Origin of the sequence: Rhodothermus bifroesti, from assembly GCF_017908595.1 — a bacterium.
Lineage (GTDB): Bacteria > Bacteroidota > Rhodothermia > Rhodothermales > Rhodothermaceae > Rhodothermus > Rhodothermus bifroesti.
Genome location: NZ_JAGKTL010000002.1, coordinates 54,811 through 68,686, shown reverse-complemented (window position 1 = coordinate 68,686; position 13,876 = coordinate 54,811). Strand labels below are relative to the sequence as shown.

The 13,876-nt window shown below is 56.2% G+C and carries 12 protein-coding genes; 6 read left to right on the top strand and 6 right to left on the bottom strand.

Annotated features, from left to right (window positions below):
* Positions 1-10 precede the first annotated feature (10 nt).
* Genes J8E65_RS03985 through J8E65_RS03975 form a run of 3 tightly spaced genes read right to left on the bottom strand, consistent with a single transcriptional unit; the run spans position 11 to position 3,520 of the window.
* Complete coding sequence (locus J8E65_RS03985) at positions 11-832, bottom strand: isoprenyl transferase (protein ID WP_210374124.1); 822 nt, start codon at positions 830-832, stop codon at positions 11-13.
* Positions 833-860: 28 nt separating this feature from the next.
* A complete protein-coding gene (gene rseP, locus J8E65_RS03980) occupies positions 861-2,270 on the bottom strand; it encodes an RIP metalloprotease RseP (protein ID WP_210374123.1) in 1,410 nt (469 codons plus the stop codon).
* Positions 2,271-2,326: 56 nt separating this feature from the next.
* Positions 2,327-3,520, bottom strand: coding sequence for a 1-deoxy-D-xylulose-5-phosphate reductoisomerase (locus J8E65_RS03975; protein ID WP_210374122.1), 1,194 nt, complete (start codon positions 3,518-3,520; stop codon positions 2,327-2,329).
* Positions 3,521-3,631: 111 nt separating this feature from the next.
* Between J8E65_RS03975 and J8E65_RS03970 the strand changes: the two genes are divergently transcribed.
* From J8E65_RS03970 to serS, 6 genes are all read left to right on the top strand, one after another.
* Entirely contained in the window at positions 3,632-5,443 is a 1,812-nt protein-coding gene (locus J8E65_RS03970) for a tetratricopeptide repeat protein (protein ID WP_210374121.1), read from the top strand.
* A gap of 4 nt (positions 5,444-5,447) precedes the next feature.
* Positions 5,448-6,713, top strand: coding sequence for an asparagine synthetase B (locus tag J8E65_RS03965; protein WP_237181637.1), 1,266 nt, complete (start codon positions 5,448-5,450; stop codon positions 6,711-6,713).
* 93 nt (positions 6,714-6,806) lie between these two features.
* Positions 6,807-7,361, top strand: a complete 555-nt coding sequence (locus tag J8E65_RS03960) for an acyl-CoA thioesterase (protein WP_210374120.1) — start codon at positions 6,807-6,809, stop codon at positions 7,359-7,361.
* A gap of 6 nt (positions 7,362-7,367) precedes the next feature.
* The gene (locus J8E65_RS03955) at positions 7,368-7,829 is read left to right on the top strand and encodes a hypothetical protein (protein WP_210374119.1); all 462 of its coding nucleotides are present in this window, start codon (positions 7,368-7,370) and stop codon (positions 7,827-7,829) included.
* Between the two features lie 63 nt (positions 7,830-7,892).
* The gene (gene rfbD / locus J8E65_RS03950; protein WP_210374118.1) at positions 7,893-8,819 is read left to right on the top strand and encodes a dTDP-4-dehydrorhamnose reductase; all 927 of its coding nucleotides are present in this window, start codon (positions 7,893-7,895) and stop codon (positions 8,817-8,819) included.
* Between the two features lie 20 nt (positions 8,820-8,839).
* Complete coding sequence (gene serS / locus J8E65_RS03945) at positions 8,840-10,120, top strand: serine--tRNA ligase (protein WP_210374117.1); 1,281 nt, start codon at positions 8,840-8,842, stop codon at positions 10,118-10,120.
* A gap of 6 nt (positions 10,121-10,126) precedes the next feature.
* On the opposite strand, the gene J8E65_RS03940 is transcribed toward serS, so the two are convergent.
* From J8E65_RS03940 to J8E65_RS03930, 3 genes are read right to left on the bottom strand one after another with little or no spacing between them, the layout of a single operon-like run.
* Positions 10,127-11,833 (bottom strand): M1 family metallopeptidase, encoded by a 1,707-nt coding sequence (locus J8E65_RS03940; protein ID WP_210374116.1) that lies wholly within the window; start codon positions 11,831-11,833, stop codon positions 10,127-10,129.
* Positions 11,834-11,835: 2 nt separating this feature from the next.
* Positions 11,836-12,642, bottom strand: a complete 807-nt coding sequence (locus J8E65_RS03935) for a LytR/AlgR family response regulator transcription factor (protein WP_210374115.1) — start codon at positions 12,640-12,642, stop codon at positions 11,836-11,838.
* Positions 12,629-13,780 carry a sensor histidine kinase gene (locus J8E65_RS03930; protein WP_210374114.1) on the bottom strand — a complete coding sequence of 384 codons (1,152 nt, stop codon included), beginning with the start codon at positions 13,778-13,780 and terminating at the stop codon, positions 12,629-12,631. Before J8E65_RS03930 ends, J8E65_RS03935 begins: the two co-directional genes overlap by 14 nt.
* Between the last annotated feature and the right edge of the window lie 96 nt (positions 13,781-13,876).

Here is a 13,876-nt window from a genome sequence, read left to right as displayed (position 1 = left end):
GGTTAACGTTTCACCGGGGTGGATTCGTATCGGTAGGCCGAATCCGCCCAAAGCGTCGCTCTCGATTTTGATAGCTGTAAATGGCCTCGTAAAGTTGACGACGGCGAAATGCCGGCCAAAACGTGTCGGTGATGTACAGCTCGGTGTAGGCAATTTGCCAGAGGAGAAAGTTAGACACCCGAAACTCTCCCCCGGTGCGAATCAGCAAATCTGGATCCGGCAAAGAAGCACTAGGCAGGGCTGCCGCAAACACCGCTTCATCGATGTCCTCTGGACGCAACGTTCCCGCTTGGACGCGACGTGCCAAAGCACGTACTGCCTGCAAAATTTCCCAGCGGCCGCTATAGGACAGCGCCAGTGTGAGGACCAGTCGCTGGTTCTGAGCCGTTTCCTGGATGGCCTGCTCTAGCTCGTGGCGACATTCTGCCGGAAGTTGGTCCAAGTCGCCTACTACCTGCAGCCGAACGCCGTTTTCCAGCAGCCGTTGCTTTTCTCGGCGAATGGTGTGCACAAGCAGTTGCATAAGGGCATTGACTTCCGAAGCAGGCCGCTGCCAGTTTTCCGTGCTGAACGTGTAGAGCGTCAGGTAGGGGATGCCCAGTTGCGCACAAGCCTCGGTAATATCTCGCACCGACTCGATGCCTTCATAGTGTCCAACAACGCGGTGCTTACCTTGCTGCTGTGCCCAACGGCCGTTGCCGTCCATAATGATGGCAATGTGCACAGGCAGCGGACCCCGCTGCCGTAGCGCTTCTTGCAACGCTCGGTCTTCTTCGGTTTGCACCGTACCGGTGAGCGTCAGGGATGGCACAGAAGAATGGCCGTTGTTCATGAGGGCCGGTTTTGTTGTTTTAAACCCTTCACAAGCGCAAGAGATCATTCAAGATCAAAAAGGCCATGAGTGCTACCAGTAGCATCATACCTACCTGCTGCAAAGCCAAGCGCACACGCACTGAGGGTTCACGTCGCGCTACAGCCTCGTAGAGCAAGAAGACCATATGTCCACCATCAAGCGCTGGAATAGGTAGAAAGTTCACGATAGCCAACGTGATTGAAAGCAAAGCCACAATATTCCAAAACGCCCGGGCGCCCGCTTCGGCCGCTTCTTTGGTCACTTTGGCAATCATAATCGGTCCCCCCACGTTCTCTCGGAAGCTCTCTCGTCCTGTGATCATACGGCCTAAACTGGTAAGGATCACGCGGGTGTGCGTCCAGGTATCCCGCAGGCCAGCTATCAAAGCTTCACCAGCCCCAAAACGCCTCTGCTTTGCGCCAAAGTACTGCATCAGCATAGCAGGTGTTGGGGCAGCAATGCCCAGGTAGTAACGGTCGGTTTCCGGGTCAAAGTAGGGGGTCAGTGTGGCCTCATACACTATGCCTTCGGGCTGCCGAGCCACCTCTACGGTCGTTTCAGGCACGCCGGCAAGGGTATCCGTGCGCAGCCATCGCAGGCGCAATGGCTGCCCTCCTTGGACTTGCACCTGCGCGACCAGTTCATTCCAAAAGTTTACCTGCACAGAATCCACAGCCACGATGCGATCTCCGGCCTTTAGCCCAGCTTTTTCTGCTGGCGAGCCTTCAAGTACCCCACCCACCAATGGAGGATCTACAGAAATGCCCAAAAAGCCCCCTCTGCGGCTGAGCTGCGTCATGAGATCAGGTGGGCCCGTAAAGGTGAGTGTATCACGGCCACGCGCAACCGTGATTGTAAAAGGATGAGCAACCAAAGCCTCCAAGTCGCGCAAATCCCCATAATGCACAAGCGGCCGACCATTGACGGCAATGATCTGATCTCCCGTGCGTAGTCCCATCTCATAAGCCAAGGAGCCCTCGGCCACATAAACCGATCGGATGTTCTCTGCGGGGATGTATGCCTCGCCGTAGATCCACTTGAGCCCAGTAAGAATTCCAACAGCCAGAAGCATGTTAAAAAGCACGCCCCCAGAAATCACCAACATGCGCTGCCAGAGCGGTTTAGCCCGAAACTCCCAGGGCTGCGGCGGCTGTGCTACATGGGCCGTATCCAGACTCTCATCGATCATTCCCGAGATCTTTACATACCCCCCTAGGGGCGTTGCCCCAATGATGTACTCGGTGTCGCCCCAGCGTCGGCTGAACAGGCGGGGAGGAAAGCCAATCGAAAACTTTTCCACCCGCATGCGAAAAAGCTTAGCAAACAGGAAATGGCCCATCTCATGCGTAAACACGAGGATCATGATGGCCAACAGCACCCAGAACACATAGGTTAGCACGTTCAGCACGAGTTCCATAGGACGTGTGCGCTGAGGCGTCGCGGCAGGTTGTTACGTGGTAGAACAATTGGCCTTCAATGGATCGCTGCACCGGCGAGTTCCAGCACGTACTGGCGTGCCTCCCGGTCGGCTTCCTGCAGGTGCTCGAAAGAAGGGGTCTCGCCGGGTTTTGCCAAGTGTTCCATAGCCATTTCTACAAGGCGCGCTATGTCTGTAAAGCGAATCTGTTCCTGCAGAAAAAGCTGAACGGCCTGCTCATTGGCCGCATTGAGCACGGCCGGAGCAGTTCCTCCTCGGCGCAGGGCTTCGTAGGCCAGAGGTAGGCAAGGGAAACGCATTGGGTCTGGGGGCTCAAAATCCAGCCGGCCCAAAGCGGCCCAGTCGATGCGGGCATGCGGGGCTGCCCATCGTTCAGGGTAGCTAAGCGCATATTGAATTGGCAGCCGCATGTCGGGCACGCCAAGCTGGGCTTTGGTTGACCCATCCACAAAGGTGACCATGGAATGCACAATCGACTGCGGATGCACCAGCACCTGAATGCGTTCGGCCGGAAGCTCAAAGAGCCAGTGCGCCTCGATCACCTCAAGTCCCTTGTTCATCATCGTGGCCGAGTCGATCGTAACTTTTGCCCCCATGCTCCAATTTGGATGGCAAAGTGCTTCCTCAGGCGTAATGCGGTCGAACGTATCTAACGGGCGCGTGCGAAATGGTCCTCCAGAAGCGGTAAGCGTAAGCATTTCTATATCCTGGGGCGACTCACCTACAAGGCATTGAAAAATAGCTGAGTGCTCACTATCGACAGGCAGTAGCCTTCCTCCATACTGGCGAAGGGCTTGTCGCACCAGCGCGCCACCCGCCACCAGGGTTTCTTTATTTGCCAAAGCCACTTGCTTACCGGCTTCGAGTGCGGCCAGCACGGGCCGCAAGCCGGCAAACCCGACCAGCGCAGCTACCACCACCTCGACTTCAGGATGCTGCACGCAGCTGCACAGGGCTTCTTCACCCTGAAGCACCGTAATCCCTTTAGGGGCTAGCACCTCACGCAACATCTGATATCCTTTCGGATCGTCGATGACGACGCAGGCGGGACGAAACGTTAAGGCCTGCTCTAGCAAAAGCGCCGCGTTGCGACGGGCCGTCAAGACCTGCACTTTCAACCGATCTGGAAAAAGCCGCACAATATCTAGCGTCTGCGTGCCTATAGACCCTGTAGCGCCCAAAACGGCTAAGCCGCGTGGCGCGGCATGTTCGGATTTTGCTGCAGACATAGCATTTGGTTAGCCATGGAAACGAACTTAGACGCCTTCTGTACGATCAACGTTGGCTTTTGCTTCCGCCTGGGAAACCTTCTGTTCAGGGGCAGATATATGCTTTCCTGTATGAAGCTGCGATGGCTCATCAAAGTTGCGCTGCTGCTCAGCGTGGTGCCTGCCGGCTACGCGCAGGACCCCGATAGTGTGCTTATGGCCCGCTATCGCACAGCTGAAAGCCTCTTGCGGGCAGGACAATACGCGCAGGCCGTGCCCTTGCTTGAAGCGCTCTACCGGACCCATCCTCAGGTTTATGTGTTTTACGACCGCCTTAAGCAGGCTTACGAAAATCTCAAGCGCTACGACGACGCGCTAGCCCTGGTTGAGGCGCAACGCAAAACCGATCCGCGTAACCCTGCATGGCTGGCCGAAAAAGGGCGCCTGCTGGACCTTAAAGGCGACGAAGCTGCTGCCCGACAGGCCTGGGAAGCAGCACTGCAAACGGCTCCTCACCAAAGCAGCACCTATCGCATTGTATATCAGACGCTTGTGGCCCTGCGGCGCTTTGACGAAGCGATTGAAGTCCTTAGGCGTGCGCAGCGTGCGCTCAACGCCCCTGCACTGTTTCAACTGGAGCTGGCTTATCTCTACGGCCTCACAGGCCGCTACGCAGAAGCTTTCGAAGCTTACCGGGCTTTCTTACAAGAAGATCCGCGGCGGCTGGGTTTTGTACAGAGCCGTTTAGAGCCCTTACTAGACACACCCACCGTCCGCAAAGCTGGCATTGCTGTTTTTGAACGGGCCGTACGGCAGGAGCCGCTCAACCCCGCCTTTCGGCAACTTTTAGCTTGGCTTTACCTGCGCCATGGGGATTATGCCCGGGCCCTGGATGTCTATCGAGCGCTCGATCGATTGGAGCAGGCCCAAGGGCAGCTGCTTTTGCAGTTTGCCCTGCAGGCCAGCGATGCTGGCGCCACCGAGGTGGCGCACCAAGCACTCCAGGCTGTACTGGAGCAAGGAGCCACGCCTATAGCTTGGGAAGCACGCTTTGAGCTGGCCCGACTCCTTGAAGCCCAAGCACTTCAAGGAGATACCGCAGCAGGCCAGGCTGCTTGGCAGCACTACCAAGCCCTGCTCAACACGTATCCTACCCATCCCCGCACGCCCGAAGTGTGCTATCATTTGGCTCGGCTGGCATTGCACGTGCGCCATGATATCGCTGCTGCCGACTCACTGCTCAATACCTTAATTAACCACTATCCGGACCATGAAGTAGCCTGGCAGGCGCGTTTCGAACAAGGACAACTGGCCCTCCAGAACGGCCATCTCGGCGCTGCCCGCTTAGCGTTTCTGCGCCTGCTTGAAGCGCGTCGCAGCGGTCCTTTGGCTGAAGCAGCACGCTACCAACTGGCTTTGCTTGACTTTTATGACGGGGCATTCGATGCGGCCTTAGCTCAGCTGGACATCTTGGTCGAAGACGCAGCTTCAGACATTGCTAACGATGCGCTAAGCCTTCGGGTACTGATTCAGGAAAACCGTGGCCCAGATTCCCTCGACACTCCCCTGCGGCGCTACGCACAGGCAGCGCTACTTGCTGCACAGTATCAGCTCAAAGCAGCCCTCGACACCCTTCAGCATATAAAACGCGACCTCGGTCCACACCCGCTTACTGACGAGATCGCACTTCTGGAAGCCCGCCTCTTTCGTCAGCAAGGCCAGTTGAACGAAGCGCTGAACCTACTGCTAGAATTTCCTCTGCGCTATCCCCAAAGCCCTCTAGGGGATCAAGCCTTGTTTGAAGCGGCTCGCCTGCAGGAAGCCTTAGGCCAGCGGGAAGCCGCCATGCGCACTTACTTGCGTGTGCTTGCCGAACATCCAGGCTCTCCCCTCGTTCCGGAAGCACGTAGGCGCTTGCGACAACTGCGTGGAGAAGAAGCCTAAAGTCATGCGACCTCTGTTGTGGATGCTTTTCGGTGTGCTTGTAGCATGGAGCCAACCGGCCCCAGCACAGCAGATCCTTATCCCAATGGATGCTGCCCAAACCGATCACCTTAAAGCCTACGGCATTGCTTACTGGGCCCTTACGCAGGGCGTAGACGTCGACTGGCTGCTGAACTATCGTGGTGGGGCTTTTCTGCTGCGCAGCTTTCCAGGACTTGAGGAAGAACTGCGCATCCGCGGCGTTGCCTTTGAGCCCATAGACGCAGGCACAGCTGCACGCATCCTGGCCGAAGTCGAAGCCGAAGACCGCAATACAGCCGCTATTCGCCTCGAAAAAGCCCCACGCATCGCTATCTATGCACCTTCGTATACCCTGCCCTGGGACGATGCCGTCATGCTCGCGCTCACCTATGCCGAAGTCCCCTTTGACCGGATTTATGACGAAGAGGTGCTAAGCGGCAAGCTCAGCCAATACGACTGGCTGCATCTGCATCACGAAGACTTTACCGGCCAGTATGGGAAGTTTATCCAGTACCGGCACATGCCTTGGTACATCGAGCAACAACGCACAGACGAAGAAACGGCGCGCCGGCACGGCTTCCGCAAAGTTAGCCAGCTTAAGCTGGCTGTGGCCCAAGCAATCCGGGAGTACGTACGCCGTGGCGGATTTCTCTTTGCGATGTGCTCAGGCACCGACACGTTCGATCTCGCTCTAGCAGCCCACCATACCGACATTGTGCCTGCCGAGTACGACGGCGATCCCGTTGACCCCGATGCCCTCCAAAAACTCGATTACAGCCAAACGCTAGCGTTTACAGATTTTACGCCTATCTTTAATCCGTACGAATACGAACATTCCGACATCGATGTCGGGCCACCCCCTCCTCCGCTGCGGGACCCCGCGCTAGACTACTTTACCCTCCATGAGTTTAGCGCCAAATGGGACCCCGTCCCCACGATGCTCACCCAAAACCATGTGGCCACCATTAAAGGCTTTATTGGCCAAACAACAGCCTTTCGCAAAGCCCTGATCAAGCCCGAAGTCGTTATTCTGGCTGAAGCCCCCGGACGTGACGAGGTAAAATACATTTATGCCCCCTTCGGTCGAGGATTTTTCACCTTCTATGCAGGCCATGACCCCGAGGACTATCAGCACTTTGTGGGTGATCCGCCCACAGACTTGAGCCTGCACAAAAACTCGCCTGGCTATCGGCTAATTCTGAACAATATTCTGTTTCCAGCAGCACGCAAACAGGAGCGGAAAACTTGATTTTTCCATGCCTTTTCCACACCCCCCTTGTTTAAGCTCACGCGGCATATAGAACTTTGGGGCGTTCGACAGCGAAACCAACCCACAGAGGCGATGGAAGCACGGCCAGTTCGCCACTCACGGTGCATCATGACCGAGATCGTGATCCCAAACGATCTAAACGGCTTGGGCAACTTGTTGGGCGGACGGCTACTGCACTGGATGGACCTTTGCGCTGCTATCTCAGCACAGCGCCACACTAACCGCGTATGTGTCACCGCTGCGGTGGATTTTGTCGAGTTCCGGTCTCCGATTCGCCAAGGCGAAATTGTGGTGCTTGAAAGCCAGGTTAATCGGGTTTTCCGAACCTCGATGGAAGTGGAGGTTAACGTATGGGCCGAAGATCCGCGCACCCAAACGCGCCGCCATTGCAACCGGGCATTCTATACCTTTGTAGCTGTCGACGAAACAGGGCAGCCGGTCGAGGCCCCTCCGGTTCTGCCGGAAACGCCCGAAGAGCAAACGCGCTACGAACAAGCGGCCCGTCGCCGCGAACTGCGCTTGCTGCTGGCTGGCCGCCTCGACCCTGAAAAGGCAGCACGTTTGCAAGCTTCCTTGGCTGAGCTGGCCTCCCGAAATGACGAACCTTCCTCTGTCACCAACTCGTAAACGCTTATGCCGTTACGCATTAGCCTCCTGGCACTGCTTTTTGCCTTATCTGCCCACGCGCAGTCGCACACACCCCCAGGACAAACGGGCCTGGGCGGCATGCTAGGCGACCCCAGTGGCGTTACGCTAAAAGTCTACAGCCGCAGTTCGTTCACCGCCTATGACTTTCTGCTCGCCTGGGACCTAGACCGGTTTTTCTTTTTTACCGCGCATGGTTTATATGAACGCCCGCTTCCCGATTCGCCGCTGAACTATTTCCTAGGCCCTGGCATTCTGCTGGGCGTACGTGAACACCCACGCCAGGAAAGTGATTTGGTGCTCGGTTTTAGTGGCAACTTTGGGCTGAACTTCTTTGTGGAACGCTTGGAAGTCTTTTTGCAACTGATGCCCCGCCTGCATGTTATCCCAGAAACCGAAGGGGATATCGGGGGTGGTGTAGGCGTACGTTACTACTTTGGCGGCCCTTAACAAGGGCTGTTTGAACAACTTGGGCAGGCGTTGTATTTTGACCTTATGCGGCATCCCACAGCCATGCTGTATCAACGCATTCTCATTACCGGAGCTAACGGCCTGCTAGGTCAAGAGCTGGTTGCCCAGCTTAGCCAGCATCCGGAATACGATGTGCTGGCTACGGCACGCGATCCGGCACCCCGATTCACGGGAGGTTCGTGCGGTTACGTGCCGCTCGACATTACCGACGAACGTGCCGTGCGCCGCGTCTTTCAGGATTTTACCCCAACGGTGGTGATCAACTGCGCCGCGATGACGCAAGTAGACCGTTGCGAGCTGGAGCGAGAAGCCTGCTGGTGCGTCAACGTAGAAGCCGTAGAAACGCTTGCCCGCCAGTGCCGGCTCTATGGCGCACGTCTTATTCAACTCTCTACTGACTTTGTTTTTGATGGGACGGCTGGGCCTTATCGGGAAACCGACCGACCTAACCCGATCAATTTTTACGGCCGCTCTAAGTTGGCCAGCGAAAATGTCGTCCGCGAAGCGGGTATCGATCGCTGGGCGATTGCCCGTACCGTCTTGGTTTATGGCACAGGAGAGCAGCTCAGCCGCTCCAACATTGCGCTTTGGGTCATCCAAGAACTCTCGCAAGGCCGGCGCATCCGGGTCGTGAACGACCAGTGGCGCACGCCTACCTATGTAGTTGATTTGGCAGCCGGCATCGAACGCATCGTCCGCTACAATAAACACGGCATCTACCACCTTTCCGGTCGCGAGCTGCTGACGGTTTACGATTTTGCTTGCCTTATCGCCGATACGTTTGACTTAGACCGCTCGCTCATTGAACCGGTTGACAGCCCCACGTTGAACCAAACTGCCCCACGTCCGCTACGTACGGGCTTTATCATTCTCAAGGCCGAAACCGAGCTGGGCTACCGGCCGCATACCCTTCCTGAAGCCCTGCGCCACCTGGGCCAGCGCCTGGGTCTTCCGGTCACAACGTTGTAAATGCTGCTGTAAACGTCTCTATGCTGGACCTGCACCGCATTCGTCAAGAACCCGACCGCGTACGTGAAGCCATCCGGGTCAAAGGCATCGGCGATCCATCCCTGGTTGACCGCCTACTAGCTTTGGATGCGACCCACCGAGAAAAGCTCACTGCCTTACAAGCGGCACGCCACCGCCTCAACACCCTCTCCCAACACATCGGTCAGTACCTGCGCGAAGGCCGTCAGGCTGAAGCTCAACCTTTGCTTGAAGAAAATGCGCGCCTCAAAGAAACCATCAAAGACCTCGAAGCGCAAACCAAAGCCTTGGCTGAAGCCGTTGAAGCGTTGCTGCTCGAGATTCCCAACATTCCCCATCCCTCGGTTCCTGTTGGCCATGGCCCGCAAGATAACATTGTCCTCTACGAAGAAGGCACGCCGCCAAAGTTTGATTTTACGCCCCTCCCCCACTGGGAGCTGGCCCTACGGCATGGCCTCATTGACTTTGAGCGCGGGGCTAAGGTTGCCGGTAGCGGCTTTCCGTTTTACGTCGGCAAAGGAGCGCGGCTGGAGCGCGCACTGATTCAATTTTTTCTGGACTTAGCGGTAACCGAAGGGGGCTATGTGGAAATGCAGCCGCCTTTGTTGGTTAACGCGGAAAGCGCACGGGGAACCGGCCAGTTACCCGATAAAGAAGACCTCATGTACGTTATTGAACGCGACGCGCTCTACCCCATCCCTACGGCTGAAGTCCCCGTGACAAATTACTTTCGAGACGAAATCCTTGAAGAAGCCCAACTTCCCATCAAATTCTGCGCCTATTCGCCTTGTTTTCGCCGCGAAGCGGGCTCCTATGGCAAAGAGGTGCGCGGCTTAAACCGCTTGCATCAGTTCGATAAGGTAGAACTCGTGCAATTTGTGCACCCAGAGCTTAGCTACGAAGCACTGGAGCAACTGCGTGAAGACGCTGAGCGACCGCTGCGCCGGCTGGGACTGCCTTACCGCCGTGTACTCATGTGCACAGCAGAAACCGGCTTCACACAAGCCAAAAAGTATGACCTTGAGGTGTGGAGCCCTGCGCAGCAACGATGGCTGGAAGTGTCGTCGATCTCTAATTTTGAAGACTTTCAGGCGCGGCGTGCCCGGATTCGCTTTCGACCAGCAGCTGGGGGCAAACCCCAGTTTGTACATACGCTCAACGGTAGCGGCTTGGCGCTGCCCCGCGTAGTTGCCGCCCTTTTGGAACACTACCAGCAGGCCGACGGCTCTATCCGCATCCCCGAAGCGCTACAGCCCTACACGGGCTTCGATCACATCGGATAGCCTACCTCAAGGCAGCGCGCGCAAAATCCAGCCCTCAGGATCGATCACAGGCTCAGGGGCCTGCGCAGGCAAAGCCAGAGCGGCTTTTCCGTCGTTCATCACCAACCGGTAGCGCGTTTCACCTACTTGCACTTCTACCGGCAGCGCAAAAGGCAACCCTTCTGGCGCTTGCCAGTGCACATGCAAACTGTCGACGGTTCGCGTCACATGTAAGCGGGGCAGCTCGGCCCGGCGGACATAGACTTCAAAAAACCAATCTAACCTTTGACCTGAGACCTGCTCTGCAATCGCTACAAAATCGTCGGTCGTAACAAACCGACAGGCACAGCCCGACTGTAGTTCTAATGCTGGGTCAGGATAGGCCATACGCCGCAACGCTTGGAAAAAGGCTTTATCCCCAATCAGGTAACGCAACGTGTGGAGCACCCAAGCGCCTTTGTAGTAAATGTCGTTATCGGACTGGCCAGTCTCAGGGTCGGAAAAATACATTTCCGTGGTGGTTTTAGAAGTGCGCGGTGCAATGGGTTGCCGGTTACGGATCATAGGCCGGTAGCGTTGCAGTTCTGCCCGATAGGCTTCTGCACCAAAACGCGCTTCAGCATAAAGCGCCTGCATATAGGTTCCAAAGCCTTCATGCAGCCAGAAATCCTTCCAGTCGTAGGCCGTGACCATGTTGCCCCACCACTCATGCGCCAACTCATGATGATGCAACCAGTCAAAACCGTAGGGTCGGGTCGAAAAATCACTGCCATAGGCAATGATCGTTTGGTGCTCCATACCTAAAAAAGGCGTATGGGCGATGCCGTACTTGTCCTGCCGAAACGGATAAGGCCCTAAAAGGCGCTCAAAGAACGCCATATGATCGAGGAATTCTGGCAGCATGCGACGCGCATCGGCTTCGCGTTCGGGCAGTACCCAAAAAGTGACCGGGACCGTGTCGCCGGCAATGCTGAGATAGGTTGTGTCAACGGTCCGATAAGGCGCAATATGGAGTGCTACGCCGTAGTTGTTGATTGGTGTAGAGACAAACCAATGGTAGGTGCGGGTACCGTCGGCATGAGATTCGACACGCTGCAGACGGCCGTTACTCGCTACTACAAGCGGCTCAGGGACTGTGATGCGGAGCAGCATCGAGTCGGGTTCATCCGAAGGGTGATCTTTACAAGGCCACCACAAATCGGCCCCTTCCCCTTGGTTCGAGGTTGCAATCCAGGGCAAGCCGTCGGCTGTGTGCGCCCAGGTAAAGCCGCCGATCCAGGGAGGAGCAGGCGCTTGGCGGGGCTTGCCTCCATAGTGTACGCGCACAGCAAGGCGTTCCCCAGGCTGATAGGTGCGCCCTAAGTGGATCCAGATCCGACCATCCGACCGGTGCTCAAAAGGTTTTGCAGTCCATTGGTCGGCTTCGCGCGCTTCAATCTGACGTATGGCTAGCGCTGTGTCTAGATCCAGCACAAACCAAATCAAGGGATGCACCACCTGCGCCTGCGCTTCCATCACCCCATCGATACGACGGGCTTCTGGATCTACCTTAAGCTGCAGATCATAAAATGAAATGTTGTACGCAGCTTGCTCAGGCAGCAGCGGCCCACCGGAATGATGGGTCACCCGCTGACCTAACCGGCGCTGTGCACCTACGGTTTGCCACCCAGCCCAAAGCACCAGCATGAGGCCAAGCCCCAGCCAGAACCAGCGATTTCGAAACAAAACGACCATTTTTAAGCTTTAGGTATTAATCCAAGTCGACGTTCAAGCGCTTCTCGACGGCTTCGGCTAACTTTAAGGCGAACACCGTTTTTCAGACGTACCGCGTAACGCCCACCAGCTCCACGTAGCAACACGTCGATCAGGTCGATGCGTACAATCGCCGAGCGGTGAATCCGAATAAACTGCTCCGGGTTGAGCCGCTCTTCCAACGTCTGCATTTGCTCCCGAATCACATAGACCTGAGTGCCCACGTGCAACTCTGCATAGGGACCACTGGCAATAATATACTCGATCTGCTGCACTGGAATGACACGCACCTGCCCGCGCATTTCCACCGCAATACGCTCTAGGTAAGGCGAAGCTGGAGGTTTAGGTGGCTCTGGCTGTTCGTTTTGCAAAAGTGTCAGTAAACGCTCTCGAAGCGTCTCTACCTCTTGAAGTCGCCAAAGCCGGCGGGCGCGTTCAAAGGCCTGCTCAAAGCGCTCATCATCAAAGGGCTTCAGTAGATAATCCACAGCAGCCACCTCAAAAGCCTTCAGCGCATACTGATCATAGGCCGTCACAAAAATTGTTAGCGGCATATGCTCCGGACCCAGCTGGCGCACAACATCAAGACCGGTCATACCCGGCATCTGAACATCGAGAAAAACCAGATCAGGCTGCAGCTCCTGGATGGCTTCAAGGGCCTCAGGACCGCTAGCTGCTTCCCCTACCAGCACTACCCCACTGCGGTCCTGCAACAGATCTACCAGGCGCTGACGGGCCAGTGGCTCATCATCGACAATGAGCACACGCATCAGGCGTTCAGACATCGGCATGAGCGACTACGCGCAAATCAGCCTGGGTATGATACGGTAGCCGGATGCAGACTTCCAGCCCCCCCTCGAGGGCTTCACGCAACACCATCTGATAAGCCTCACCGTAGAGCCCCTCAAGCCGCGCTCGCGTATTGCGCAGCCCCAACCCCTCCCGCCACCGCCCATTTCCTGCAAAACCGGGACCATTGTCGCGAACGCTGAGGCATAAATAATCCTTTTCACGCCAAGCTTTCAGTGTAATCTGGCCTGGACCTTCTAGCTGCCCAACGCCATGCTTGACCGCATTTTCGACCAATGGCTGCAAAATGAGCGTAGGCACTAGGGCTTCCAGCACATCCGACGCAATTTCTTTTTGCACCGCTAAGCGGCCCTGAAAACGGATTTGCTGAATTTCGAGATACCCTTCTAAGAAGCGCAATTCTTGAGACAAAGGAACCTCTTGCGTGGCACTTTCATCCAGAGCGTAGCGCAGCAGTTCACTCAAACGCGCAATCATGTGCCGTACCCCTCGAGGATCCCGCTCAACCAACGCCGAGATGGCATGCAGCGTGTTAAACAAAAAATGCGGGTTTAGTTGCATCCGCAAGGCTTGGAGCCGGGCTTCGGTCAGGCGCGCTTGCAAGTCGGCAGCTTGCGCCCGAAGCCGAATTGTCTCTTCTTGACGCTGCTGGTAACGAATAAAATAATCCCGGGCAAAACCAGCAGCGAGCACCGCAAAATAGGTCACTAGCTCGTTAATGAACCAAAAGTGCCGAATGCCCGCAAACAAGTCAAATGGCCCACGTCGCCAAGGCAGCTGATACACATAGAAATACAAGAAATCCACCCAAATCTCCATCAGCAAAGCCACACCCACCCCAATTGCCCCATGCATTAGCAACCGCCTTCCCCAATGCGGTCGGTCGAACGTCAACCGACGGCTGATCCAAAAAATAAACGGGGTTAGCAAAGCCCAACTATAAAACTCAGAGAAAACATGCAACACCTGCCGCTGCACCAAGGCAGCACTATGCGCCGCCAGACGTGGGTCCAGGAGCTTGCCGGTAGCTACCAGCACCGCCAAAAACGTCCAAAACAGCCAAATCACAACGGCTGTGCCCCACCAGCTGCGCCACCATCCCTGCCGCATTTGCACCATAATCTGTTTGCTTTTCGGAAGATGTAAATAGAACGCTTTGCAGCGCTTAAGGTCACCTCCTAGCGTAATGAACTGCACGCTGCAATATATGAACCG

Bases quoted from the DNA above. Each gene is read 5' to 3' on its own strand.
- J8E65_RS03930 (WP_210374114.1), bottom strand. From the start codon at position 13,780: ATGGTGCAAATGCGGCAGGGATGGTGGCGCAGCTGGTGGGGCACAGCC.
- J8E65_RS03935 (WP_210374115.1), bottom strand. From the start codon at position 12,642: ATGCCGATGTCTGAACGCCTGATGCGTGTGCTCATTGTCGATGATGAG.
- J8E65_RS03940 (WP_210374116.1), bottom strand. From the start codon at position 11,833: ATGGTCGTTTTGTTTCGAAATCGCTGGTTCTGGCTGGGGCTTGGCCTC.
- J8E65_RS03955 (WP_210374119.1), top strand. From the start codon at position 7,368: ATGCCGTTACGCATTAGCCTCCTGGCACTGCTTTTTGCCTTATCTGCC.
- J8E65_RS03965 (WP_237181637.1), top strand. From the start codon at position 5,448: ATGCGACCTCTGTTGTGGATGCTTTTCGGTGTGCTTGTAGCATGGAGC.
- rseP (WP_210374123.1), bottom strand. From the start codon at position 2,270: ATGGAACTCGTGCTGAACGTGCTAACCTATGTGTTCTGGGTGCTGTTG.
- J8E65_RS03960 (WP_210374120.1), top strand. From the start codon at position 6,807: ATGGAAGCACGGCCAGTTCGCCACTCACGGTGCATCATGACCGAGATC.
- J8E65_RS03975 (WP_210374122.1), bottom strand. From the start codon at position 3,520: ATGTCTGCAGCAAAATCCGAACATGCCGCGCCACGCGGCTTAGCCGTT.
- J8E65_RS03970 (WP_210374121.1), top strand. From the start codon at position 3,632: ATGAAGCTGCGATGGCTCATCAAAGTTGCGCTGCTGCTCAGCGTGGTG.
- serS (WP_210374117.1), top strand. From the start codon at position 8,840: ATGCTGGACCTGCACCGCATTCGTCAAGAACCCGACCGCGTACGTGAA.
- J8E65_RS03985 (WP_210374124.1), bottom strand. From the start codon at position 832: ATGAACAACGGCCATTCTTCTGTGCCATCCCTGACGCTCACCGGTACG.
- rfbD (WP_210374118.1), top strand. From the start codon at position 7,893: ATGCTGTATCAACGCATTCTCATTACCGGAGCTAACGGCCTGCTAGGT.